The organism is Bacillus paralicheniformis, assembly GCF_002993925.1.
Lineage (GTDB): Bacteria > Bacillota > Bacilli > Bacillales > Bacillaceae > Bacillus > Bacillus paralicheniformis.
This window is the reverse complement of sequence record NZ_CP023665.1, coordinates 2,089,264-2,115,006: the sequence shown is the minus strand read 5'-3', so window position 1 is coordinate 2,115,006 and position 25,743 is coordinate 2,089,264. Positions and strand designations below refer to the sequence as shown.

Sequence of the window (25,743 nt, the reverse complement as noted above, 5' to 3'; positions counted from 1 at the left end):
TAATGTCAATTAAAGAAACCTACATGTTTACATTTATGAAAGAAGAGAAAAATGTGCTACATTTTCATTTAAATGACGGTCATGCACATGCGAAAATATTCATTCTTGAAGAAGATATAATTCGGATTTTACTGATGGAGGGAGAAGCGTTAACGCTTGAAAAAACGTGGAGTGTCGCGCCTGGACAGATCGATGTGCCATGGGAGGGACGCCATCGTTTAGACATGAGCGGATTTACATTGCCTCAATACGAATTCCAGCAAGTCAAAGATGTTTTTATCGTGAAAACCTGTAAGGTCAAGCTTCATGTTCAATTGAACGGCTTTAGAATCAGCTGGTTTTATCACAATGGTTCTGAATGGATCAATGTTGCAAACGATCGGCAAACACAAGGGTATAATTTTGAAGGGGCTTTTGGAAAGGACGTATACCATTATTTACAACGCGATGTCCAGGAACAATATTTTGGATTTGGCGAGAAAACGGGAAACGTCGATAAACACGGGAAACGCTACCGGATGTTAAATATCGATGCGATGGGGTACGACGCAGAGTGGTCAGATCCGCTATACAAACATATCCCATTCTATATTACACGTCATAAGAAAACAGGCATCTCCTATGGAATGTTCTATGATAATCTATCAGCTTCCATTTTTGATATGGGTTCAGAGCTTGATAACTATCATGGACTGTACCGCTATTATCAGGCTGAAAAGGGGGATTTAGACTACTACTTCATAGCCGGTCCGAAAATAAAAGATGTAGTCGAAACATTCTCTTGGCTGACAGGCAAAACGATCTTGCCGCCAAAATGGAGCCTGGGCTATTCAGGCTCTACGATGAGCTATACCGATGCGCCAAATGCACAGGAACAATTAAAAAACTTCGTTCGTCTTTGTGAAGAACATGATATGTTATGCGATTCGTTTCAATTATCGTCAGGATACACATCTATCGGTGATAAACGTTATGTCTTTAACTGGGATGAGAGCAAAATCCCTGCTCCAAAAGAGATGGTGCAACACTTCCATGAGAAGGACGTCCGTTTATGCGCCAACATTAAACCGTGTTTGCTAAAGGATCATCCGTACTTTGATGAACTACAAGAAAAAGACATGTTCATTGTAAACAGAGAAACACAAAAACCGGAAATGGCCCAATTTTGGGATGATATCGGAGCTTATTTAGACTTCACGAAGCGCCAAACGTTCGACTGGTGGAAGGCTCAAATAACAGAAAAGCTGTTGGAATACGGAATTGATTCAACTTGGAACGATAATAACGAATTTGAAATATGGAGTCAAAACGCCAAGTGTCACGGCTTCGGCAAAGAAGTGGAGTTTGAACTGATCCGCGCGCTTCATCCGCTTTTGATGATGAAAGCGTCTTTCGAAGCTCAGCTAGAATACAACCCGGAATTACGCCCATATCTGATCTCAAGATCCGGCTGTCCCGGCATGCACCGTTATGCACAAACTTGGACGGGTGACAACCGAACAAGCTGGAAAACATTAAAATTTAACATTAAAACAGGCATCGGTCTAAGTTTATCAGGCATTTACAATTTCGGCCATGATGTCGGCGGATTTTCAGGACCGGCCCCTGAACCGGAGCTATTCGTAAGATGGGTGCAAAACGGCATCATGCATCCGAGATTTACCATTCATTCGTGGAACGATGACGGGACAGTTAATGAACCATGGATGTTTCCTGAAACAATCGATGAAATCCGTGAACTCATTAAGTTTAGACATAAGATCATCCCTTACATTTACACCGCGCTATATGATGCGCACGAACATTATCAGCCGATCATTCGACCGACATTTTATGATTTTGAACATGATGAGAAAACATTTGAAGAGAACGATGAATTTATACTTGGTGAATCTTTGCTGGTTGCATCTGTCGTCGAAAAAGGAATGACGGAGCGGGAGGTATATTTACCGAACCATGAAAAAGGCTGGTATGATTTCCATACGGGAACATGGTATGAAGGAGGGAAGACAGTCGTTCTGCCGGCACCATTACATTATACTCCGCTATTAGCGAAAGCGGGAGCGATCGTTCCGGTAAATGGTGCAAAAGTGACATTCCAAACAAAGAACCAAGATGAAAGAGGATTTTTGTTATTCCCATTCAAAGGAAAAGGAAAATCGACTTATCGTTTGTATGAAGATGATGGGTTAACAAATGAATATACTCGTACATTTGCCTTTATACATGTCGATATGGAGACAACAGAAGACGGGATCAATCTTTCAATACAAAAGGAAGGAACATACGAGTTATCGTATGATCAACTCACTTTTCACGTACCAAATGGAGAAAAGAGAAAACTGATCGTAAATGGCACAGAGCTGGAAAGCAAGAACGGAGCGTTTTCTTACAGTTTGCCGTATGATTAAAAGATTAAGGCCACATGATGATGATGTTTCCATTAATCGAGCAAGAATCTTTGTCCGCGGTTACATCCCGGCCAGCTGAATTTTGTCATCTAGCACGACACATGAATCATGATCATGAAAATTTATGTAAGCGGATACTAATCGGCAAATTCTTTTGAAAAAAACCGCTCCAATATATTGTTATTGTCATGCGAAATGATGATATCGATTGTTAAATAATAAGAGGGAAGAGGATGGGAGAACCATGCAAATGACGTTTCGATGGTACGGAGACAGCGACCCGGTCACATTAGAGTATATTCGCCAAATTCCCGGCGTTACTGGAATTGTTTCGGCCATTTATGATATTCCTGTAGGGGAAGCATGGCCTTATGAGAAAATTGTAGAGTTAAAAGAAAAAATTGAAAATCATGGTCTATCGTTAAGTGTCATTGAAAGTGTACCTGTCCATGAAGATATTAAATTAGGTCTTCCGACAAGAGATCAATATATTGAAAACTATAAAACGACGATACGCAACTTGGCAAAAGCGGGAGTTAAAATCGTTTGTTACAATTTCATGCCTGTATTTGACTGGACTCGTTCTTCTTTAGACTATGCACTAGAAGACGGTTCTACAGCATTAATTTATGAAGAAGAAAAAGTTAGACAAATGAATCCATTACATGGTGAACTAAAACTTCCCGGTTGGGACACAAGCTATGAAGATGGACAGCTAAAGAATCTTTTTCAACAATATCAGCACATTACGGAAGAGGATTTATGGGAAAATCTTTCGTATTTTATTAAAGCGGTTATACCGGCGGCAGAAAATGAACAAGTCAAAATGGCGATTCACCCGGATGATCCGCCATGGCCTATCTTTGGACTGCCTCGAATCATAACGAACAAAGAGAATTTGGAGCGATTGATTAATCTCTATGACAGCTCCTTTAACGGTTTGTGTTTATGCAGCGGGTCACTGGGTGTGAATTCAACAAATGATATTCCGGAATTGATTCGTTATTTCGGAAAAAAAGGAAAAGTCAACTTTGTGCACCTGAGAAACATTAAGATCATTGGAGAAAAGTCATTTCAAGAATCCTCCCACCGTTCAGAAGACGGTTCTTTAGATATGTATGAAATCGTAAGAGCATTAAGAGATATAGATTTTGCCGGACCAGCCAGACCGGATCATGGAAGAATGATTTGGGGAGAGGCCGGTAAACCGGGTTATGGTTTATATGACCGTGCGCTGGGTGCAGTGTATTTAAATGGAATGTGGGAAACATTGACGAAAGAAAAGAAGCGGATAGCCTTTGAATGCAATAAATGAACAAGCACTAACTAAAATGCAGAGACGAGGGATGAATGTGCAGATTCCTTTTCATGTCAACTTGAAAGATAAGGTGGCTGTAGTGACAGGTGGAGGCGGCATTTTATGCAGCTGTTTCGCTAAAGCAATAGCTCAATGCGGTGCAAAAGTAGCAGTAGTCAGCCGAAGAGCTGAATCGGCAGACAGAGTAGCGAAAGAGATCCAAGAAAACGGAGGCGAAGCACTTGCCGTTACAGCAAACGTCCTTGATAAACAAAGCCTTGAACAAGCGAAACAACTCATTAACAGAACATTCGGCAGATGCAATATCCTCATTAACGGTGCAGGCGGCAACCATCCAATGGGAACAACAGATAAAGAATATTTATATAAAAAAGACTTGAATACTAAAGAATTGACTACGTTTTTTGATTTAGAAATAGAGGGAGTAAGGTCTGTATTTGATGTAAACTTTCTTGGTACACTGTTAACCACTCAAGTATTTGCAAAAGACATGGCTGATCACGACGGAAATGTGATCGTTAACATCTCATCCATGAACGCCTATACGCCGCTGACGAAAATTCCCGCCTACAGCGGTGCAAAAGCGGCCGTCAGTAACTTTACCCAATGGCTTGCTGTGCATATGTCAAAAGTCGGAATTCGTGTCAATGCCATTGCCCCAGGCTTTTTTCTTACCGCCCAAAATAGGAGCCTATTGCTCAATGAAGACGGAACATATACGGAGCGAGCACAAAAAATTATCAACCAGACGCCGTTGGATAGATTTGGGGTTCCGGAAGATCTAATCGGAACGTTATTATGGTTGGTAAGCGATAAAGCCTCGCGATTTGTCACTGGAACCATCATACCGGTCGATGGAGGATTCTCCGCCTATTCTGGAGTATAACTAAGAGAGGATTTGCTTCAAAAAGCTGATTTTCAACACTGAAAAAATCCCAATTTCTCTGTGCCACATTGAGAAATTGGGATTTATTAATTCAATTTTTCCTTTTTACAGGCAAGAAGATAAACAATTGTATGATCTGCTTCCTTATTTCATCAATATTACCGAATCACTACCGCCGTGCAGGAAGCAGGAGGTTTTCCGCTGCTAATATGTATTGTTTTGTTATTGTTTGACAAAGGTGTTATATCTGTTTATATTGTATATATACAGTTATAACGAATAGAGGGATGTCATGCATTGAATATCATCATTTCAAATTCATCGGATGAACCGATTTATTTGCAGATCGTCAACCAATTAAAAGATCAAATCGTCAAGGGAGAACTCTCGGAGTCAGAGGCGCTCCCATCGATCAGAAACCTGGCCAAAGAGCTTAAAATCAGCGTAATTACAACAAAAAGAGCCTATGACGAACTGGAGAGAGAAGGGTTTATCGTCACAGTCGCGGGAAAGGGCTCGTATGTCGCAGCGATCAACAAAGACGTGCTTCGAGAAACAAAAGTCAAATTGATCGAAGAACACATAGCAGAAGCCGTCACTGAAGCGAAACAAATCGGCTTTACATACGAGGAACTTCAAAAGATGCTCAAACTGGTTTATGAGGAGTGGTAAAAATGACCAGCATACTGGAATTAAAAAATGTATCAAAACATTATCAAGATTTCTCTTTAAAAAACATCAACTTCTCGCTTGAAAAAGGATATATTATGGGCTTTATCGGCCCGAACGGAGCCGGAAAAAGCACGACCATCAAGCTGATCATGAACCTGATCAAAAAAGACGAAGGAGACATCAGCATTTTCGGTCTCGACAATGAAAAGCACAATATCGAAATCAAGCAGAGGATCGGCTTTGTATACGATGAAAATCATTTTTACGAAGAACTGACACCGAACGAAATGAAAGGAATCATCAGACCGTTTTACAAAAAGTGGGATGAGGCTGTTTTTCAGCGGTACGCAAAAGACTTCCAGCTCCCTTTAAACAGGCAGATCAAAAACTTGTCAAAAGGAATGAAGATGAAATTCTCACTGGCGGTCGCGCTTTCCCATCATGCCGAATTATTGATCATGGATGAACCGACATCAGGACTCGATCCTCTTGTCAGATCGGAGCTCCTCGACGTGCTGCAAACATTGCTGCAGGATGAAAACAAGTCGATTTTCTTTTCGACGCATATTACCTCTGATTTAGAAAAAGTAGCGGACTATATCACTTTCATTCATAACGGCCGGCTCGTGCTGAGCAAAACAAAGGATGAGCTGTTGGAGGAGTACTGCATTGTAAAAGGAGACCTCGATACGCTGCATAAAGGAAACGAAGACGCCTTAATCGGCATTAAGAAAAACAGCTATGGCTTCGAAGCGCTCTCCAAAGATAAGCGGGGAGTCGTTCAGCATTTCGGGGATTCGGTCATGATCGAAAAACCGACTTTGGAGGATATTTTGGTATTTTCAACCGGCAGGAGTGATCAACATGTATCATCTTATTAAAAAGGATATTTTAATGCAGAAAAGAGCAATGAAACTATCGCTGTTATTGATGATATTTTTTACTTTTACATTGTCACAGCTTGAGCTCGTCGGATATACAGTGGCGGTTTTGGCTGTCACATATCAGCTGGCATTAGGCGCAAGCTCCTTAGAAGACAAAAACAACAGTGATAAAATCCTGATCAGCTTGCCCATTAAAAGAAACATCATCGTCTTATCAAAATATGTATCGGTTTATGTCTATGCGGCTTATGCCATTCTCTTCTATTCTTTGATCAATGCAATCGGACATATGCTGCACTTGCCGCTTGATTTCCCATTGACACTTTCAGGCGTCATGGGTGCTGTTATGGCTGTCACATTATTTAGCTCGATCTCATTTCCTCTGATTTTTAAGTATGGCTATTTGAAGTCCAAAATGGCCAATATCATCATATTTTTCGTCATTATATTTGGAGGGACGGCCTTTTTTAAATTTATAAATGCGGGGGAAAACCTTGCACTAAGCCAAAAATTAACGGCTTTTCTGAGTGAAATGTCAAATGCGGGCACATTCATCCTTTTAGTTGGCGTACTGCTCGTGATGATTTCTGTTTCATATGCGATATCGCTCAGCTTTTATAATAAAAGAGAATTTTAGTTTAAGGATCAGCGGGAGGAGCTTTCGCTGATCCTTTTTTCGTTGCTTAGAACCGTACGGCTGTTTTACTTTCCTCCCACTATCATCTATTATAAAAAATTCCTATAAAAGAAAAATTTCCGTGTTGATAAAAGCATTTTTTCCGGAAGTTTCGGTAAAAAACGAAACTTTTGACCCTTTTATTTCACTGTATAATGTAAACGGTTACGTTTGTAGTATACTTATACTATCATTTCTTTTTAGGGAAGGATAGAAAAACAGGTGAGAGAGATATGAATACAAGGCAAAAAGACATTCTGAATCTGTTGTTATCTGAACCTGAAGACTATTTAGTCGTACAAGATTTCGCAGACAGGGTAAAGTGTTCTGAAAAAACGATCAGAAATGATCTAAAAACGATTGAAGATTATCTCAATCAGCACTCTGATGCTCAATTGATTCGCAAACCGGGACTGGGCGTTTATTTGAATATTGAAGATCATGAAAGGGTCCGTTTAAGCCGGCAGTTATATACCGAACATCACGCCGCACAGCAGCAATCCGATGAAGAAAGGATGCTGCAAATCGCTTATCAGTTATTAATGAATCCAAAGCCGGTTTCTGCAAAAGAAATGGCTGCCGAGCACTTCTTGAATAAGTCTTCCATTAAAAGGGATTTGAATCAAATCGAAGTTTGGCTCCAGCGGTTTGGCCTCACTCTTGTGTCCAAGCAGCGCCTCGGTTTAAAGATCGAAGGAAGTGAAAAAAATAAGAGAAAAGCGCTGGCGCGCATCTCGGAGTTGATTGATAACCCGGAGTTTACAAGCCGATTTATTAAAAGCCAATTTTTAAGCCATGAAGTGGAATTTGTTAAAAGCGAAATCAGATCATTGCAAAAGCGACATTCTTTATATTTCACTGATGAAACGTTCGAAAATTTACTGTTGCATACACTGCTGATGATTCGCCGCATCAAAATGAAACAGCCGATTACCATTTCTCCGGAAGAAATAGATGCAGTCAAAAAGAAAAAAGAATTTCAGTGGACGTTTGCTTGTTTAAAACGGCTGGAAGCTGTTTTTGCGATCCGCTTTCCTGAAGAAGAGGCCGTCTATTTAACATTGCATATATTAGGCGGCAAAGTTCGTTATCCATTTGGGAAAGAAGGGGAGAACGGACTGGAAAACCCTTTGCTTCCAAAGGTTGTCGAATATTTAATCCGGCGTGTCTCAGAGTTGAAAATGATGGATTTCCGCGAGGACCGGGTTTTGATTAACGGATTGAAAATTCACCTTAATACCGTTTTAAACCGGCTGAGCTATGACCTTTCCGTATCAAATCCGATGCTCAACGATATCAAAAAAATGTACCCATATCTGTTTCATATTGTCATTGATGTTCTTGAAGACATCAACCAAACGTTTTCACTTTCAATTCCCGAGGAAGAAGCCGCCTATCTGACATTGCATTTCCAAGCGGCGATCGAGCGCTTCAGCTATGGAAAAGACAAGCATAAAAAAGCGATCATTGTCTGTCATATGGGCATCGGGATGTCACAACTGCTGCGGACAAAAATTGAACGGAAATTCTACCAAATTGCCGTGATGGACTGCATCGCAAAAGCTGATTTGGCGGACTATACTGCACGACATGAAGATATCGATCTTGTCATATCAACGGTCAGCCTGGAGGATTTATCAATTCCCCATATCGTTGTATCTCCGCTGCTCGAGTCGGCCGATGAGAAAAAGCTCAGCGCTTTTATGGATCAGCTCGGTGAATCGTCCCGGCAAATACAAAAAACGTTTAAAGTGCTGAATGACACGACTCCTTTCCTCGTCTTCCTGCAGCAAGAATCAGAACACCGCTACAAGCTGATTGAACAGCTGGCGATGGCTTTATACGAGAAAGGCTATGTAGAAAAAGAATATGCTGTACAGGCAGTCATGAGAGAAAAAATGTCGGCGACAAACATCGGAGCGGGCATCGCCATTCCTCACGCGAACGCCAAATTGATTAAACAATCAGCCATTGCGATCGCCACATTAAAAGAGCCGCTTGACTGGGGCTCTGAAAAAGTATCGCTCGTCTTTATGCTGGCTGTCAAACACGAGGATCAAAACATGACAAAACAATTGTTTCAAGAGCTGTCCAGCTTAAGCGAGCAGCCGGCTTTCATCCAAAAGCTGACGAAAGAAACAAATGTCATGACATTTTTATCTTATTTGGATTATTAAAGGCGGGGTTCTGACCTTCATCAACATTCAAGAAAAGATCGATATACAGACAACAGAATGGGATAGGTGAGCAGTTTTGCTTTATCCTATTCTTTTTTTATTGCAAGCCCAACAACAAAGGGTTATGTTGTCCATAAAATTAGATTTTTTAATGTGTAATTAAAATATATTCTTTGGAGAAGAAAGGCTTTATTAAAGTATCAACTTTGTTTTTAGTTAGAGGGAAGAACTTCATTTTCGCTTAACATCTTCAATGCGATTCTATGTTTTTTGTTAAATTGCTGCGGATGTTTTTTGATTTAACTGTTTTATTTGGACTCTCCGGGCTTCAACTTTTCTGTTCTTACGTAGTACTTTTTGAGAAACTTTCCAGCATCTTTTCCAGTTACAATGGGGCTGCCTCTCATTTCCGCATCCGTATAGTTACCTCTTTATGAAGAGAGTATCAGTAACGTTCCCACAATTTAAGAATTTTAACTATGAGATAGTATTTTAAAAGAGAAATGAGCATATGAATTGAATGTTTTTCAAAATGAATGAATAGTTCTGATCTTTATAAAAAACACAAACCATTACATCGGGAAAATTTACTCAAATTTTGGACTTTTTATGTAAAACGAAAAGGCAACGTGTTAGAGTTAGGCATAATGAGAAATTTTAAAGCCGATAATTACTATAAAGTTATTTATTTTCCAATAATATAAAAATTTATTATTCCAGGGTTGCATCAAATATGCACCTAGAATCAATTGCTTAATGGGGGGAACTTGATGTACAACAAGAAAAATGTTTTTGATATTGTGATGTACATTATTTTCGGTCTGATCAGTCTTTATTTAGTATCAAAAACTGATTTTGGCACTGGAGTATTAGTGTTTATTGCAATTTTATACCTCGCTGTAATTGCTTATAAAGTTAAGCAATTATTTAGTAATTCTAATTCGTAAGGTGTAACACGAGGAGGATATTAGTGAACAAGGACTAGCACGCCTGCACGTATAGATTTACCCAATAGCTAATGTTGCCGAAATCGCTTTGCCTCTGTTTAGAGACAAAGTGATTTTCAATTTCACTCAAAATCAAAACCCCTCTCAAATTTATTCATTTTAATCAACCATATTTATTTTTAATCACGGTTATTTAGAGCTATTACTATAGTGTCTAGGCGAAAATACGTTTTTTAATGCACTTATTATTCCTGGCACAAGAAAGAAGACGCCAAAAAAGACAGTAAGTAAATTTAATTGTGGTGTTTCATAAAAAGTAAACCATTCTATAAAAATTGACGATTCCGTAATTCTCCCAAATAGTGTTCCATCAATCTCTCTATAATTAGGTATCCATCCTGTTGTTTCAAATGTAATAAAAATTATCTGTGACAATAAAAATACACCAATTTGAGAAACCCAATATTTTTTAAAAAATGGAACCCTTTTTTGCTTTTCAGCCAACGAATATTCCTCCCCGCATTAGATACCATTTTTATATGGATATACGGAAAATTAAAGAATAAGTTTCAAAATTTAATCCTCTCGACATGATAGGAGGAAATACCTTCTTTTTTACATTTCACTCAAAAGCAAAACCCCTCAAGAAAGAGATCTTGGTTTTTGAATAAAAGAGTGATTTTACATAAATATTTGATTCGAAGATCATAGTTTTTCATTGTAGTGGAAACATCTTCGTGTTCAGCAGGGATTTGCTGACAAGTTCAACCTTGATTTTCTTGATTTCGAGATATCCTTCATTAAAAAGGAATGTCCTCACTTTACACCTCTTCGAAAAATTTCAGTCCCCAATTGTTGCAATACGGCACATTTTCACAATCAGTCCCAAGTGTTACAAGTCGCCCCTTATTGCAGTCCGGTTTTTTTAAAAAAGCCGGTTTTTCCGGAACATGCGGTAAAAAACAACGCTTTTACACGCATGTTTTTATTATAAAGTAATGACAAGAGCTGCTCACTACTTTAGTTTCAGAAGGAGGATTCGCATGAAACTGTTAGCGATTACATCATGTCCAAACGGAATTGCCCACACGTATATGGCTGCGGAAAATTTGCAAAAAGCGGCCGATCGAATGGGCGTTCAAATGAAAGTCGAAACACAAGGCGGCATCGGGGTGGAAAATGAGCTGACCGAGCAGGAAATCCGCGAGGCAGACGCGATTATCATAGCCGCAGACCGCTCGGTCAACAAAGACCGTTTTATCGGGAAAAAACTTCTGGCTGTCGGTGTTCAGGAAGGCATCCGAAAACCGGAAGAATTAATACAAAAAGCGATCAGCGGCTATATACCTGTCTATCGGCCGGCTGCGAAAACGGAAGCCTCAGCTCAAACTGAGAAAAAACAAAATCCGATTTACCGGCATTTAATGAACGGTGTATCATTTATGGTTCCTTTCATCGTTGTCGGCGGATTATTGATTGCGGTCGCACTGACGCTTGGAGGTGAAAAAACGCCGAAAGGGTTAGTGATTCCTGATGAATCTTTTTGGAAAACGATTGAGCAAATCGGGGCTGCCTCATTCTCATTCATGATCCCGATTTTAGCCGGTTATATTGCCTACAGCATCGCCGATAAACCGGGGCTTGTGCCAGGGATGATCGGCGGATACATCGCAGCGACAGGAAGCTTTTACGGCAGCGGAAGCGGTGCGGGGTTCCTCGGCGGCATTATCGCGGGCTTTTTAGCCGGATATGCGGCGCTGGCCATCAAAAAATTAAAAGTGCCAAAAGCCATTCAGCCGATCATGCCGATCATCATCATACCGGTGGTTTCCTCGCTTATTGTCGGCTTGGCATTCGTATTGCTGATCGGCGCGCCTGTCGCGCAAATCTTTGAATCTTTGACGGTTTGGCTGGCTGGTATGCAGGGCTCAAGTTCGATTCTTCTGGCATTAATTTTAGGGGCGATGATTTCGTTTGATATGGGCGGCCCCGTCAATAAAGTGGCATTCCTGTTTGGTTCAGCCATGATCGGTGAAGGAAACTATGAAATTATGGGTCCGATCGCCGTCGCCATTTGTATTCCTCCGATCGGGCTTGGCATCGCAACGTTTTTAGGAAAAAGAAAATTTCAGGCGCAAGAAAGAGAAATGGGAAAAGCAGCATTTACAATGGGGTTATTCGGTATTACTGAAGGTGCCATACCGTTTGCTGCACAGGACCCGCTTCGCGTCATACCGAGTATTATGGCGGGTTCAATGACTGGTTCTGTGATCGCCATGATCGGTAATGTAGGGGACAGAGTCGCCCACGGCGGACCGATTGTAGCAGTGCTTGGCGCTGTCGATCATGTGTTGATGTTCTTCATCGCCGTTATTGCCGGATCCCTGGTCACCGCTCTTTTGGTCAATGTACTCAAAAAAGAGGTCGCAGCCGCTCCTGCAGGGGCAAGTGAGACTGCTGCAGTTCATGACATTCCGCAGCCGAACATCGAAATAAAAGCGGAAAGCAAAAAATCCGAAATACCGGAAATTAAAAAGCTCACTGACATCATTGATACAGATTTGATCGAACCTCATTTATCAGGGGATACGAGAGACGACATTATCGATGAAATGATTCAAAAATTGTCCCGTAAAGGTGCACTGCATTCGGAAAGCGAATTTAAACAAGCGATCATGAACCGCGAATTAGAGGGGACAACGGCAATCGGCATGAACATCGCGATCCCGCACGGGAAGTCTGACGCCGTCAAGAAGCCGAGTGTAGCATTCGGCATCAAACGTTCGGGCGTCGACTGGAAGAGTCTTGACGGAACTGACGCCAAACTGATATTTATGATCGCCGTCCCGAAAGAAAGCGGGGGAAACGAGCATCTGAAGCTTCTGCAAATGCTCTCCCGAAAACTGATGGATGACACCTACAGGGACAAGCTTCTCTCTGCTCAAACAAAAGTAGAAGCATACAAACTTCTGGATGAAATCATCTAAAAAAGGAGGATGCCCGTCATGACTAAACCATTATTTTTCGAGCCTGTTTTTAAAGAAAGAATTTGGGGCGGCACAGCTTTAGCCTCTTTCGGCTACGAGATTCCATCCGAACAAACGGGGGAGTGCTGGGCTTTCGCCGCCCATCAAAATGGGCAAAGCGTCGTGAAAAACGGCATGTATAAAGGGCTCACACTCAGCGAATTATGGAATGAACATCGCCATTTATTCGGACATATAAAGGGAGACCGCTTTCCTCTTCTGACAAAAATTTTGGACGCCGACCAAGACCTATCCGTACAAGTGCATCCAAACGATGAATATGCAAAACTGCACGAAAACGGGGAGCTTGGAAAAACGGAATGCTGGTATATCATTGATTGTAAAGAAGATGCGGAGATCATTTACGGCCACCATGCCAAAACGCGGGAAGAACTGGTCTCAATGATCGAACACGGGAAATGGAACGAACTCTTGCGCCGCGTCAAAGTGAAGCCGGGAGATTTCTTCTATGTGCCGAGCGGAACCGTCCATGCGATCGGAAAAGGTATTTTGATTTTGGAGACGCAGCAGAATTCAGACACAACCTACAGACTATATGATTATGACAGAAAAGATGCTGAAGGAAATCTGCGCGAGCTCCATTTGCAAAAAAGCATAGAAGTGATCGACGTCCCGTCTTCGCCTGGCCACGAAGACGTTCGATATGAAACATCGGGTAATGTCAAGACTGCCGCACTGATTGAGTGTCCTTATTTCTCAGTAGCAAAATGGGATGTAAAAGGATCAGCCTGTTTCAAACAGGATAAACCGTTTCTTCTTGTCAGCGTCATAGAAGGGGAAGGGCAGATCAATGCGTCTTGCGGCAACGACTTTTCTTTTAAAAAAGGAGATCACATGCTGCTGCCTGCGGGCTTTGGAGAATTTACAATCGCCGGCCGTGCAGAATGTATCGTCTCAAGCCTGTCAAATGAATAAGCCATCAACGGTCACTTTCTAAACAGACCATCAAAACGATGGTCTGTTTTATTTTTTCAAAAAAGCATGCCGGCTTGCCAAAACGCGTTCGCCACAAGGCGGACAATGCATATTCCCAAGCTTTCACAAGTAAAATAGAGTAAACCAAAAAAACATTTGGAAATCTTCCAATTATTTGATAAGCTGATATTAAAAGCTTCATAACTTACACATCAGCTGCACTGCCCGGAGCTTTTCGCGGAACAGTTGCTTCATGAAACAAAAAAGCGGGGCTGTGTTCCGGCGACAGGCAGAAGAAAAGCCTGCTAAATGACCGAAACAACCGTGCCCTTCATAATTGGTTGGTCCTTATCTGGATGAGAAAAGGAGACGATGATTCGTATCAGGTAAAATGTAAGCGGATTCATCGTCTTTTTATCTCAGTTTATCACTCTTTTTAGCGGAAGCGAGGAGGAAAGCAATGGGGAAAGCAAAAATTCGATGGAATGAACCCTTGATTTCTCAACACGAATCGGCTGCTGAAGGATTTACGCCGGAAGATTTCACAGAGGAAGATCAACTGATTTCAAAAACGACAGAATCATTTGTCAAAAATGAAGTCATGCCCCTTCTTGAATCGATCGATCAGCAGGATCACGAAAGCGTGAAAAAATTGTTTCAAAAAGCGGGAGAGCTCGGATTGCTCAGTATCGAAGTTCCTGAGGAATACGGCGGCCTTTCACTCAGCAAGAAGCTTTCCGGGTTAGTAGCAGAGAAAATGGGAGCCGGCGGATCGTTCAGCGTCTCCTTTAATATTCATGCGGGCGTCGGGACATTGCCGTATATTTATTATGGAACAGAAGAACAAAAACGAAAATACCTTCCGAAACTGGCATCGGGCGAATGGATCGGAGCATATGCTCTGACAGAGCCGGGCGCAGGCTCAGATGCTTTAAACGCAAAAACGACGGCTGTCTTGAATGGGGAAGGAACAGCCTGGGTTTTAAACGGGGAAAAACAGTGGATTACGAACGCGCAAGTAGCTGATGTATATGTTGTCTTTGCAAAAACGGCGGAAGGCATGACAGCATTTATCGTCGAACGTTCGTTTAAAGGCGTTTCCATCGGACCTGAAGAGAAGAAGATGGGAATCAAAGGGTCTTCGACGGCAACCTTAATCCTCGAAGAAGTCGAGGTGCCAAACGACAATGTTTTGGGTCATGTCGGGAAAGGTCATCACGTCGCTTTGAACATTTTAAACATGGCCCGCTTAAAGCTCGCGTTTTCGAACATTGGAATGGCAAAGCAAGCATTGAACCTTGCCGTTAGCTACGCCAAACAGCGCAAACAATTTAACAAGCCGATCATCGGTTTTTCAATGATTCAAGAAAAGATTGCCGACATGGCAATTTCGATTTTCGGCGCCGAAAGCGCTGCTTACAGAACGGCAGACTGCCTGGACCATGTTTTAAATTCGGCTGAGCCATTAGACGACAGACTGAGAAAACTCACAAACTATGCATCCGAATGCGCGATCAATAAAGTTCACTGCTCCGAAATACTCGACCGAAATGCAGACGAGGCGGTGCAGATTCATGGCGGCTACGGATACATGCAGGAGTACGAAGTCGAACGTTTGTACCGGGACGCGAGGATCAGCCGGATTTTCGAAGGGACAAACGAGATTAACCGTTTGACGATCGCCAAACTGATGATGAAAGAAGTGAAGCAAAACGGCATCTCAGAGCCGGAAGCTCAATTAAGCAGCGGGGAAAACCGAAACCGGCGGTTTATTCAGCTGTCCAACAGGCTTTTCGGCAAAACATTAAAAGCGCTTAAACGCTCCCGCGTGAACATTCAAAAGGAGCAGGAATACGCGCGGATTCTCGCCGACATGCAAAAAGAACTCTATGTGATGGAATCCGCCGCCCTCCGGACCGAAAAGGCAACCAAAAGATACGGAAGCGAAAAAGCACGGTTGAAAGAAATGATGACGAACGTTATTTGTGAAGAAGGCTTCCGCAAAATCGAAGAGATGGCGGTAACCGCCTTATCAGGCATAGAATCTGATGAAGCTGAAAGAAAGCTCGAATTGGAAGAGGTTCACAGCCTTACTTTGCCCCTTTTCAGCAATCTGTTTGCTCAAAAACGCGAAATCGCAGAGAAAATAGCCGCTCATGAAAAATATACGGTGTGATCGGAGGGAAACCGTTTGAAAAAAATCGGGTTTATCGGTTTGGGCAACATGGGTCTGCCCATGTCGAAAAATTTGCTTCAGGAGAACTTTGCGGTATATGGAACGGACCTTAACAAAGAAGCTGAATTGGCCTTGCATCATGCAGGGGGAACGATCGGGATTTCAGTTGAAAAGATGGTAAAAGAGTGTGACGCCATCCTGACAAGCCTTCCTTCATCAAAAGCTGCAGAGGAGGTTTTTCTGGGGAAAAAGGGGCTCGTACACCTGGCTGAACCAGGCGTCCTTCTGATTGATACAAGCACGGTCGCTCCTGAACTGAATATCCGGATTGCAGAGGAAGCGAAAAGCAAAGGAATTGATTTTCTTGCGGCGCCGGTCAGCGGCGGTGTAATCGGAGCGGTCAACCGGACGCTTACCTTTATGGTCGGGGGGCCGAAGTCTGTTTTTGATAAAGCATTGCCTATTTTCAACGTATTGGGCGAGAATATTTTTCATGTGAACGAAAACATCGACAGCGGAACGAATACGAAGCTGATCAACAACCTCTTAATCGGTTTTTATACAGCCGGCGTCAGTGAAGCCTTGCATCTTGCCAAAAACAGCAATCTCGATCTCGAAAAATTGTTTGAGATGCTGAACGTCAGCTATGGGCAGAGCCGAATCTATGAGCGCAACTATAAAAGTTTCATAGCGAATGAAAACTATGAACCTGGCTTTTCTTTGAAGCTGCTGCTGAAAGACCTTGGCTTTGCATTGGATTTGGCTGAGAAAAATGAGGTTGAACTGCCGGTGAGCAAGATTCTCTTCGGCATCTATGAAGAAGCTAATCAAAATGGATACGGTGAAAAAGATATGTCTGTTTTATACAAAAAAATAAGCGAACAGAAGACAACTTATCGGTAAGGAGAGGTGAGAAAGCACATGATCACAACGAATGCCAAGAAAATTATGAACCATATCGACGGGGAGTGGGTGAATTCCTCAGGTACGGAAGCTGAAGAAGTCGTCAATCCTGCAAACGGAAACGTCATCGCTTATGCGCCCCTATCTGTGAGAGCGGATGTAGATCGTGCCGTGCAGGCTGCCAAACATGCTTATCAGACCTGGTCACTTGTGCCTGTCCCCAATCGGACGAGACTTTTATACAAATATTTACATCTTCTTCAAGAGCGAAAAGAACAATTGGCAGACATCATTACGACGGAAAACGGCAAAACGTTGAAAGACGCCCGAGGCGAAGTGCAGCGCGGAATCGAAGTTGTTGAGCTTGCGACAGCCACACCTACTTTAATGATGGGAGAATCCCTGCCCGCGATAGCTGGGGGCATCGACGGATCGATTTGGCGCTATCCTTTGGGGGTCGTCGCCGGTATTACGCCGTTTAACTTTCCAATGATGGTTCCTCTGTGGATGTTTCCGCTCGCCATTGCTTGCGGAAACACGTTCGTCCTGAAACCTTCGGAACGCACTCCTATTCTTGCCGGAAAGCTTGTCGAGCTGTTTTATGAAGCAGGGTTTCCGAAAGGTGTGCTGAACCTCGTTCATGGAGGAAAGGATGTTGTAAACGGAATATTGGAGAACGATGATATTAAAGCCGTCTCCTTCGTCGGTTCAGAACCGGTCGCAAAATATGTGTATCAAACGGGCACAGCCAACGGGAAGCGCGTTCAGGCTCTGGCCGGCGCAAAAAACCATGCGATTGTGATGCCGGATTGTCATCTTGAAAAATCGGTTCAAGGCATCATCGGGGCGGCATTCGGAAGCAGCGGAGAACGCTGTATGGCCTGCTCCGTCGCGGCGGTCGTTGATGACATCGCCGATGATTTCATGGAAATGCTCGTGTCTGAAACACGGAAGCTGAAGACAGGGGACGGCAGATCAGAGGATCACTTTGTCGGCCCGCTGATCCGCGAAGTTCATAAAGAACGCGTTCTTGACTATATCGACAGCGGTATAAAAGAGGGAGCCGCACTCGCCGTGGACGGACGCAATCCGGATGTTCAGGAAGGATATTTTGTGGGAGCCACGATTTTCGATCATGTAACACCGGAGATGAAAATCTGGCAGGACGAAATCTTTGCGCCGGTCTTGAGCGTCGTCCGCGTGCAAGACCTTGATGAGGGGATCGAGCTCGCCAATCAATCCAAGTTTGCCAACGGCGCTGTCATTTACACGTCGAGCGGGAAAAGCGCCCAGCAGTTCCGCGACAAAATCGATGCCGGAATGATCGGCGTCAATGTCAACGTACCAGCTCCGATGGCATTCTTCTCCTTCGCAGGGAACAAGGCCTCTTTCTATGGAGACCTTGGGACAAACGGAAAAGATGGCGTCCAGTTTTACACGCGCAAAAAGGTCGTCACCGAACGCTGGTTCTAATTCTTAACATAAGGCTCCCTCTCATGCGCAACAGATTTTTTCAGAGGGGCCTTTTCTATTTCAACAGGGAGGGATCCATATTGAACTTGAAATATGCCACACTTAAAACCGAACATAGCATCACAACCGTCACGTTGAACAATCCGCCGGCAAATACACTCTCTTCTTCCTGTATCGCCGAATTGCGCTCTCTTTTTCGGGAATTGACCCGCGACGAGGAGACAAAAGCGATCATCGTCACAGGAGAAGGACGATTTTTTGTGGCGGGAGCGGATATAAAAGAATTCGTTTCAAAACTCGGGGACCAAAAACAAGGGCTGGCACTCGCACAAGGGGGCCAGGCGCTCTGTGATGAAATCGAAGCTTCCAATAAGCCCGTCATTGCGGCGATAAACGGACCGGCTCTTGGCGGAGGCTTGGAACTCGCAATGAGCTGCCACTTCAGAATCGTATCAGACGATGCAACACTCGGCCTTCCCGAATTAAAGCTCGGCTTGATTCCCGCATTTGGAGGTACACAGCGGCTTCGCAATATAACGGATACAGCGACAGCACTCGATCTCATCCTGACGGGCCGAACGCTTTCAGCTCAAGAAGCGGTAGAGCTGAAAATTGCGCAGATGGCGGTAAAGGGGGAGGAACTGATGAAGACGGCAGAAGGGGTCGCGTCGTCTTTTATCGAAGGAAAAAGCATGACCAGCGTGAGACGCGCCGTCGAATGTGTCGTACAGGGCGCCTCTGAAAGCATGGAACAGGCACTGGAGAGAGAGCGAAACAGATTCGCCGAGCTGTTTGTCACTTCAGATGCCAAAGAAGGAATTCACGCATTTGTCGAAAAGCGCAAACCAAACTTTCATCATTCATAAAAGGAGTGGATCCAGATGTCCGATGATGTGCTGTTTTCCGTTAATCAAAACGGCGCCGCAGCGATTGTTTTGAATCGTCCGAAAGCGCTCAACTCCCTCACATACGACATGGTCCGTCTGATTGGTGAAAAATTAAACGAGTGGGAGACAGATCAAAACGTTTCTGTTGTATTCATCAAAGGTGCAGGACAAAAAGGACTGTGTGCCGGAGGGGATATTAAGGCACTCTATGAAGCACGTTCGTCAAAACAGGCCCTGCAAGAAGCCGAGCGCTTTTTTGAAACAGAGTACGAAGTCGATATGGCAGTCCATCGATTTCCGAAACCGATCATCGCCTGCTTGGATGGGATCGTCATGGGGGGAGGCGTCGGCCTGACATACGGGGCCAGCCACCGGATTGTCACGGAGAGGACAAAATGGGCGATGCCTGAAATGAATATCGGTTTCTTTCCGGATGTCGGGGCAGCCTATTTTTTAAACAGAGCTCCGGGACACATAGGAAGATATCTTGGATTAACGGCATCTGTCATCCATGCGGCAGACGTGCTGTATATCAATGGGGCAGACGCCTATATGGAGAGCAGCGCTTTAGAACGATTGATCCTAACAGTGGAACAAACAGATTGGCGTCTTGCAAACGTTGAAGAAAAGCTCGATCAGCTGATCAGCGAATCGAAAACGAAGCCCTCCCAAGAAAGCACGCTCGTCCGTGATCAGCAAGCGATTGACCGGCATTTTAAGTATGATAAGCTCGAAGAGATCCTTCAATCGCTCGAAAGCGAAGGAAGCACTTTTAGCTCGAATGTGAAAAAAACGATGCTTTCCAAAGCGCCATTTTCATTGAAAATCACATTGAAACAGCTGGCGGACGGACGTCAAAAAACATTGGAAGAATGCTTTGCAACAGATCTGGTGCTGGCAAAGAACTTTTTGAAGCACGACGATTTCTTCGAAGGCGTCCGGTCCGTCCTGATCGACCGTGATCAATCGCCGAACTACAAGTACCGGCACGTTTCAGATGTAACCGATGAAGCAGTGGACCGGTTTTTCCAACCCTCTGAATCTGTCCGATTTTAAAAGCGGGAGCTGACGATTAACGTCAGCTCTTTTTTTGTAAACCTCCCACGGTTTCTATCTGGGGGCCACCAACAATATGCTAAGGTACGATCGGCTTTAATTCATTGATTAAGAGGGCTGAGTGAACCTAAGCTTGCTATATTCTTCATATCAAAGGTGTATACTCCAAGAAAATTAATATGTTCCCATCCCAATTCCCCTCGTTTCCCAAAAATAAGGCACTCGCAAGGCCATTCATGGTCTCACCTTTTTTCACTGATACGACGACGTAAGGATTCATTTGATATGTAATCCAAAATTAGAATTGTATTTTTCAATTCCTCACGTGATTCTCATAATCCACACTAATCTCAACGATAAATGTTTCCTGTTCAATGATATGGTTTTATAAATTCGTTGATTATTGATGCTGTACATTCATTAGGATCATTGGAGAGTACCTCAGCTTTTTAAAAAACTGAGGTCATTTGTTTCAATATAATTACACCTGTAGTTGAACATCAAAACAAAAACTACAATTTTGATATCTTGCTTTTACATTCGCAAACGCGTACGAGGGTCATCATAGGAGATATACTATGGATGGAGGTTAATAACAATTGAGACGCCCAAAACAATGCTGAATAAGGGAACTGGCGTATAAAGTTTTCGAATAATATGAATTAATAGGGGGTTATTATGAAAAATAAAATACATTTTAATTTTTACAAGCTTTGGCTAGGACAGTCTGTAAGTTTGTTAGGTACCCAGTTTACAATAGTAGCTTTGCCTCTTTTTGCATTAGAGGTGCTACAAACAAGTGAGGCAAATGCTGCCATGCTTCGTGGGATTATATTCATACCCTACCTAATTTTCGGATTAGTAGCTGGTGCTTTGATAGACATCCTTCACAGAAAAAATATTTTGCTAATTTGTAGTATATGTCAAGGCGTTTTATTTTTAGCAGTATTCATACTGACTGTAACAAATATAATAACGTTCCCTTTATTGGTGTTTCTCATGTTTTTGAATGGAGTATTTACTACGTTTTACAACATTGCAATTCCCTCTTTCTTGCCTGAAATATTAACAGATAAAGACAACTTAAAAAAAGGAAATGCACTACTAGCTCTTTCAGAGTCTCTCTCTATAGTAATTGGTCCTATGCTAGCAGGAATCGTTATTACTCTAGTTGGATTAACAGGCTCTTTCACTGTTGACGCAGTAACGTATTTTGTTTGTTTTGTGTTTGTATTATTTATTTCAAAGTTTAAACCGCATACAGAGGGCTCTTTAAAAAACGCAAATATAAAATCCGTATACAAAGACATATATGAAGGTTTGATATATTTTAAAAAACACCCTGTATTAGAACCAATTGTAAGCTGTGGCGCTGTTTACGGTTTTTTTAAATACATACTAAATAGTATTTTAGTAATATTCCTTTATAAGGTAATGGGTCTATCTGAACTTGAAATAGGCTTTGTTGTAGGTTCAGCAGCGGTGGGATTTTTAATAGGCAATACATTACTCATGAAAAAAAGTCAACAAATTAATAATACAAAAATGCTTATTTATAGCGCTACTGTATCAGTTATCGGTCTGGCCTTTATACCGATAATGGGATATTTGGGAACCGTTTACGGTATAGTAGCTGCAAGTATCATACATGGCATGGGAGAAGGTGTATTTGGCCCTTACTCTGCAACCATACGACAACTTGCTTCACCAAGTCACATGCTAGGCAGAGTAAATGCTGTACAGCGTACGCTTAATTGGGGAGCTTGGGCATTAGGAAGTTTTGCTAGTGCATTTTTAGTTTCTATATTCGGGCTTCAAACTACGTTATTTATAGGGGGCTTCGGAACAACATTGTGTTTAATGATGTTGTTAAGGCGAGGCGTATCAAAAGGAACCGAAATTGAATATACGAGTTCATTATAGAGGAGATGATTATGATGTATAAGATATCAAAAGGAATCGACATAGAAAATACACCACACATTTTATTTATAGGGGGATGGACAAAACCTATACAAGATGCTTTAGATAGGGGGTATACTGTTTCGTATATAGGGTCTTACACTAAACACATATACTTTGATGGAACTATTTTAGAAAAGTGTTTCTATAAAAAAGAAATAGACACAACAAATATACCCTTGTCTGTATACTATGCTGAAGAATTGTACAAAGAGAAACCATTTGAGGTGGTAGTATCTTTCAACGAAGCAGCCTTAGATACGGCTTGCATAATTGCAAAGATTTTTAATGTTAAAGGACCTTCTTACAATGCTAATATGATAACCCGCAATAAGGACATGATGCGTGAAATTCTAGCAGGCAAAGACTTTTCGATAGATTCGACAGTTTGCAATAACATAAAAGACATTGATGAATTTTTGAACAAAAAAGGCAGCATTATAATAAAGCCTCCGATTGGTGCAGGTGGTATAGGAGTGTCTAAGCTAGACACGGGAGATAACGTAGAGGTATTTATTAAAGATAATGGTATTCAACTACCTGTTTTAGTGGAAGAGTACGTTGAAGGTGACGTAGTTTATACGGTCGAAACCGTTTCTTATAACAAAAAACACTCTATACTAGCTATATCAGCTGAAATATTTAAAGAAGATACGTTTATAATAAACTATACTATTATGCCGGCACCTATAGATGAATCCCAAAAAAAATTAATGGAGAAAGTAATGCTATTTTTGGAGGACATGCAACTGGAAGACGGCATTACTCATACAGAGGTAAAGTTAGACAAACAAAAAAAGCCAATAATCATAGAGTCTCAAGTTAGGATAGGTGGCGGAAACATATGGAAAATGGTGGAACTAACAACCGGCATATCTCAATTTGGATACTATTATGATGCGTTAGCTACCAAGACTATAGATGAATTTAGATGTGTACCTTCAAAATGTCAAGCTATGTCTTTAAGCTTGATTCCAAAACCAGGTTGCATAAAAGAAATCAAATACAATGAGCTAGCTAACATTTCCGAGGTCGTATTAATTGATCTATTTGTAAAAGAGGGTGACACCATATCACCTATTGTTGACAGTACAGGGCGCAAAGGAAGTATATTATTTACAGCTAAGGATATAGAACATATGTATGAAGTTGCTTATGAAATATGTGACAATATAACATTTGTTTATCAGGACTTGTCAGAATGGAAACCTTCATTTAAAAAGAAATGTGGCACATGACTTGTCTATGTCAAGGTGCCTCAAAAAAGAACTCTTCAAATTCGAAGGGTTCTTTAAATTTTTATTCGCTGTTTGGTTATGCACGGTATTCAGCTACGATGGTATTATCTCAAACAGTACAGCGTTACACTGGCGATGATGCAAGTATAATCGGTAGAATAAGAAGCAGCAAGAGATCATCCTAAAAAGGAAGGAACAATGAAAAAAATCATGATGTTTTTATTCATTTTTATCATCGTATTTTGCGCGGCTGTTTTGTTATTCATCAAGTTACACCCTGTGTTTGGGGGAAATCCAAGCACAGAACAAAAAAAGCTGTATCAAAACTTTGACAATTATGCAGATGGCAAATTTGTCAATCAGACTCCGGAAAAGATGGATATGGGCGGAATCTCCGGCGTTTTCTCGATGATGAGAGACGCTGTTTCCGGCGGCAAGGAACGCAACCCTTCCGGTCAAATCCCTGTTTCTAAGATCGATTGGAGCACAGTTAAAGATAACGAAGACAGCTTAACATGGTTTGGACATTCCGCTTTTTTACTGAGCATCGACCGCAAAAAAATACTCGTAGATCCTATGCTGGGTTCAATCGCTTCACCCGTATCATTTATCGGAAGCAGACGCTACAGCGAAGACATCCTGCATATGGTCGATGATATGCCGCCGATTGACGCCGTCTTGATCACACATGATCATTATGATCACTTAGATTATCCATCCATCTTAAAGCTGAAGGAAAAGGCCGGTCATTTCTTCGTTCCCCACGGAGTCAGCGCACACTTGATACGGTGGGGAGTTGAGAAAGAAAAAATCACAGAGCTCAATTGGTGGGATGAAACGGAGTTTCAAGGTTTGACGATAGCCTTGAAACCGTCCAAACACTTTTCGGGTAGAGGGTTGTTGAATCGAAACACGACCCTGTGGGGCGGCTGGGTTATCCTCGGAAAACATACGCGTTTTTATACGAGCGGCGACGGAGGATATGATGAACATTTTAAGGAAATCGGCAAAAAATACGGCCCTTTTGATATCACCTTAATGGAGGGCGGTCAATATGACAGACGCTGGTCCGGGATTCATATGACACCCGAACAATCTGTACAAGCCCACAAAGATGTAAAAGGAAAGAACATGATGTTGATTCACTGGGGCGCGTTCACCCTCGCCTATCATGGCTGGAAAGAGCCGATTGAACGTGCTTTGAAAGAAGCTGAGAAAAAAGGCGCCAACATGATTGCTCCCGCGATTGGTGAAACAATCCTGTTAAACGGCCAATACTCGCTTCCCGAGTCCTTTTGGTGGGATATGTAAACAGGCCGTTTATCCGTATACAAGTCATATCCTTTGCAACTCTAAAAAAAGCCGTTTCCCGCGCAGACCGGAGACGGCTTTTTCTCTATTTTATTTGGCTGCAAACTTTTTAGTCTGCATTCCTTTAATCATGACTGAATTTTTTTGAAAGAAACTTGATTATATTAAATATCCAATAGGCAATTGCCCCTGTTGCGATGCCATATAATGCGCTCACTAAAAGGATTGCTGTTATAACACTTACATACCCCATAGCTGTTTGTCCTGGCCTTGACCTGAAACTTGTTTTCATCAATTGGAGTTTCGCTCACTGAAGTAATAAAATAGGTTGGAGAATAGTAAGGATAAGTTTTATACCATTTCCTAAATCATGCTCACTGAAGCTTCCGTCATCAATACTACTTTGTATGTAGTTGTCAATATCTATTGTATCACCAAAAATTTAACAAGTGTTCTACGTCAACAGGATTTTCTTTGAAGTATTGAGTGGAAAACTCATCAGATTGAAGTCATCGGAGCGGAACAAGTAGATGAAGCGTATGAGCGCGTACTTCGCAGCGATGTGCGTTATCGATTCGTGATTGATATCTCCACTTTGTAAATCCTATGTAATACCAGATAGGCCAGTCATTTTATTTGACTGGCCTTTTTTCGCCTGATCCGGCAATTTAAGCGGAGCGGATGGACATACAGCTTCATTCTATATGTCTCGCTTGGAAATTGGCGGGCTTGGATCTCTGAAAAAGTGCAGTTTGCGACAAGAGAGTCAGAGCTGAGACGTTCTGCCATCAATTAGATTTCCTC

At 42.2% G+C, this 25,743-nt stretch carries 19 protein-coding genes and 2 pseudogenes; 19 read left to right on the top strand and 2 right to left on the bottom strand.

The features are described from left to right. Positions 1-2 precede the first annotated feature (2 nt). From CP943_RS10895 to CP943_RS10855, 8 genes are all read left to right on the top strand, one after another. The gene (locus tag CP943_RS10895; protein ID WP_105980995.1) at positions 3-2,411 is read left to right on the top strand and encodes a glycoside hydrolase family 31 protein; all 2,409 of its coding nucleotides are present in this window, start codon (positions 3-5) and stop codon (positions 2,409-2,411) included. A 244-nt stretch (positions 2,412-2,655) separates the two neighbouring features. Beyond that, complete coding sequence (gene uxuA, locus CP943_RS10890; RefSeq protein ID WP_035338683.1) at positions 2,656-3,726, top strand: mannonate dehydratase; 1,071 nt, start codon at positions 2,656-2,658, stop codon at positions 3,724-3,726. Positions 3,727-3,742: 16 nt separating this feature from the next. Beyond that, complete coding sequence (locus tag CP943_RS10885; protein WP_392387566.1) at positions 3,743-4,615, top strand: SDR family oxidoreductase; 873 nt, start codon at positions 3,743-3,745, stop codon at positions 4,613-4,615. A 297-nt stretch (positions 4,616-4,912) separates the two neighbouring features. Further along, positions 4,913-5,287 (top strand): GntR family transcriptional regulator, encoded by a 375-nt coding sequence (locus CP943_RS10880; protein ID WP_035338680.1) that lies wholly within the window; start codon positions 4,913-4,915, stop codon positions 5,285-5,287. Positions 5,288-5,289: 2 nt separating this feature from the next. After that, positions 5,290-6,168 (top strand): ABC transporter ATP-binding protein, encoded by an 879-nt coding sequence (locus CP943_RS10875; RefSeq protein WP_035338678.1) that lies wholly within the window; start codon positions 5,290-5,292, stop codon positions 6,166-6,168. Beyond that, positions 6,152-6,808 carry an ABC-2 transporter permease gene (locus CP943_RS10870; RefSeq protein ID WP_105980994.1) on the top strand — a complete coding sequence of 219 codons (657 nt, stop codon included), beginning with the start codon at positions 6,152-6,154 and terminating at the stop codon, positions 6,806-6,808. The genes CP943_RS10875 and CP943_RS10870 overlap by 17 nt, the downstream gene beginning before the upstream one ends. A 272-nt stretch (positions 6,809-7,080) precedes the next feature. Beyond that, positions 7,081-9,024 (top strand): mannose transport/utilization transcriptional regulator ManR, encoded by a 1,944-nt coding sequence (locus CP943_RS10865; RefSeq protein WP_065643165.1) that lies wholly within the window; start codon positions 7,081-7,083, stop codon positions 9,022-9,024. A 770-nt stretch (positions 9,025-9,794) separates the two neighbouring features. Then, positions 9,795-9,971 carry a hypothetical protein gene (locus tag CP943_RS10855; RefSeq protein ID WP_026579630.1) on the top strand — a complete coding sequence of 59 codons (177 nt, stop codon included), beginning with the start codon at positions 9,795-9,797 and terminating at the stop codon, positions 9,969-9,971. Positions 9,972-10,160: 189 nt separating this feature from the next. Here the strand turns inward: CP943_RS10855 and CP943_RS10850 are convergent, their stop codons facing one another. Then, positions 10,161-10,475, bottom strand: coding sequence for a YfzA family protein (locus tag CP943_RS10850; RefSeq protein ID WP_023857538.1), 315 nt, complete (start codon positions 10,473-10,475; stop codon positions 10,161-10,163). Positions 10,476-11,014: 539 nt separating this feature from the next. Here CP943_RS10850 and CP943_RS10840 point away from each other — a divergent pair. From CP943_RS10840 to CP943_RS10810, 7 genes are all read left to right on the top strand, one after another. Further along, on the top strand, positions 11,015-12,958 hold the full coding sequence (locus CP943_RS10840; RefSeq protein ID WP_105980993.1) for a PTS fructose transporter subunit IIABC: 1,944 nt from the start codon (positions 11,015-11,017) through the stop codon (positions 12,956-12,958). 18 nt (positions 12,959-12,976) lie between these two features. After that, on the top strand, positions 12,977-13,933 hold the full coding sequence (gene manA, locus CP943_RS10835) for a mannose-6-phosphate isomerase, class I (protein ID WP_105980992.1): 957 nt from the start codon (positions 12,977-12,979) through the stop codon (positions 13,931-13,933). Between the two features lie 460 nt (positions 13,934-14,393). Next, positions 14,394-16,109: an acyl-CoA dehydrogenase family protein gene (locus tag CP943_RS10830; RefSeq protein ID WP_026579632.1), complete on the top strand. Its 1,716-nt coding sequence runs from the start codon at positions 14,394-14,396 to the stop codon at positions 16,107-16,109. Between the two features lie 15 nt (positions 16,110-16,124). Continuing rightward, positions 16,125-17,012, top strand: a complete 888-nt coding sequence (locus tag CP943_RS10825) for an NAD(P)-dependent oxidoreductase (protein WP_075213290.1) — start codon at positions 16,125-16,127, stop codon at positions 17,010-17,012. An 18-nt stretch (positions 17,013-17,030) separates the two neighbouring features. Continuing rightward, positions 17,031-18,485: a CoA-acylating methylmalonate-semialdehyde dehydrogenase gene (locus CP943_RS10820; RefSeq protein ID WP_105980991.1), complete on the top strand. Its 1,455-nt coding sequence runs from the start codon at positions 17,031-17,033 to the stop codon at positions 18,483-18,485. Positions 18,486-18,565: 80 nt separating this feature from the next. Then, positions 18,566-19,351 carry an enoyl-CoA hydratase-related protein gene (locus tag CP943_RS10815; RefSeq protein ID WP_079289547.1) on the top strand — a complete coding sequence of 262 codons (786 nt, stop codon included), beginning with the start codon at positions 18,566-18,568 and terminating at the stop codon, positions 19,349-19,351. Between the two features lie 15 nt (positions 19,352-19,366). Further along, entirely contained in the window at positions 19,367-20,428 is a 1,062-nt protein-coding gene (locus CP943_RS10810) for an enoyl-CoA hydratase/isomerase family protein (protein WP_105980990.1), read from the top strand. 101 nt (positions 20,429-20,529) lie between these two features. Here CP943_RS10810 and CP943_RS23000 read toward each other — a convergent pair. Further along, positions 20,530-20,745 (bottom strand): annotated as a pseudogene (locus CP943_RS23000) (Tn3 family transposase); the annotation flags it as partial. 361 nt (positions 20,746-21,106) lie between these two features. On the opposite strand from CP943_RS23000, the gene CP943_RS10805 reads away from it, so the two are divergent. From CP943_RS10805 to CP943_RS10790, 4 genes and pseudogenes are all read left to right on the top strand, one after another. Further along, positions 21,107-22,351: an MFS transporter gene (locus CP943_RS10805; RefSeq protein WP_023857547.1), complete on the top strand. Its 1,245-nt coding sequence runs from the start codon at positions 21,107-21,109 to the stop codon at positions 22,349-22,351. A 14-nt stretch (positions 22,352-22,365) separates the two neighbouring features. Further along, complete coding sequence (locus tag CP943_RS10800) at positions 22,366-23,628, top strand: ATP-grasp domain-containing protein (RefSeq protein ID WP_105980989.1); 1,263 nt, start codon at positions 22,366-22,368, stop codon at positions 23,626-23,628. A gap of 210 nt (positions 23,629-23,838) precedes the next feature. Next, complete coding sequence (locus tag CP943_RS10795; protein WP_105981363.1) at positions 23,839-24,939, top strand: MBL fold metallo-hydrolase; 1,101 nt, start codon at positions 23,839-23,841, stop codon at positions 24,937-24,939. A gap of 499 nt (positions 24,940-25,438) precedes the next feature. Beyond that, positions 25,439-25,540 (top strand): annotated as a pseudogene (locus tag CP943_RS10790) (NADP-dependent alcohol dehydrogenase); the annotation flags it as partial. Positions 25,541-25,743: the final 203 nt, after the last annotated feature.

Coding starts and splice junctions, on each gene's coding strand:
- manA (WP_105980992.1), top strand. CDS start 12,977: ATGACTAAACCATTATTTTTCGAGCCTGTTTTTAAAGAAAGAATTTGG.
- CP943_RS10810 (WP_105980990.1), top strand. CDS start 19,367: ATGTCCGATGATGTGCTGTTTTCCGTTAATCAAAACGGCGCCGCAGCG.
- CP943_RS10840 (WP_105980993.1), top strand. CDS start 11,015: ATGAAACTGTTAGCGATTACATCATGTCCAAACGGAATTGCCCACACG.
- CP943_RS10895 (WP_105980995.1), top strand. CDS start 3: ATGTCAATTAAAGAAACCTACATGTTTACATTTATGAAAGAAGAGAAA.
- CP943_RS10885 (WP_392387566.1), top strand. CDS start 3,743: ATGCAGAGACGAGGGATGAATGTGCAGATTCCTTTTCATGTCAACTTG.
- CP943_RS10795 (WP_105981363.1), top strand. CDS start 23,839: ATGATGTTTTTATTCATTTTTATCATCGTATTTTGCGCGGCTGTTTTG.
- CP943_RS10865 (WP_065643165.1), top strand. CDS start 7,081: ATGAATACAAGGCAAAAAGACATTCTGAATCTGTTGTTATCTGAACCT.
- CP943_RS10855 (WP_026579630.1), top strand. CDS start 9,795: ATGTACAACAAGAAAAATGTTTTTGATATTGTGATGTACATTATTTTC.
- CP943_RS10875 (WP_035338678.1), top strand. CDS start 5,290: ATGACCAGCATACTGGAATTAAAAAATGTATCAAAACATTATCAAGAT.
- CP943_RS10830 (WP_026579632.1), top strand. CDS start 14,394: ATGGGGAAAGCAAAAATTCGATGGAATGAACCCTTGATTTCTCAACAC.
- uxuA (WP_035338683.1), top strand. CDS start 2,656: ATGCAAATGACGTTTCGATGGTACGGAGACAGCGACCCGGTCACATTA.
- CP943_RS10870 (WP_105980994.1), top strand. CDS start 6,152: ATGTATCATCTTATTAAAAAGGATATTTTAATGCAGAAAAGAGCAATG.
- CP943_RS10800 (WP_105980989.1), top strand. CDS start 22,366: ATGTATAAGATATCAAAAGGAATCGACATAGAAAATACACCACACATT.
- CP943_RS10820 (WP_105980991.1), top strand. CDS start 17,031: ATGATCACAACGAATGCCAAGAAAATTATGAACCATATCGACGGGGAG.
- CP943_RS10805 (WP_023857547.1), top strand. CDS start 21,107: ATGAAAAATAAAATACATTTTAATTTTTACAAGCTTTGGCTAGGACAG.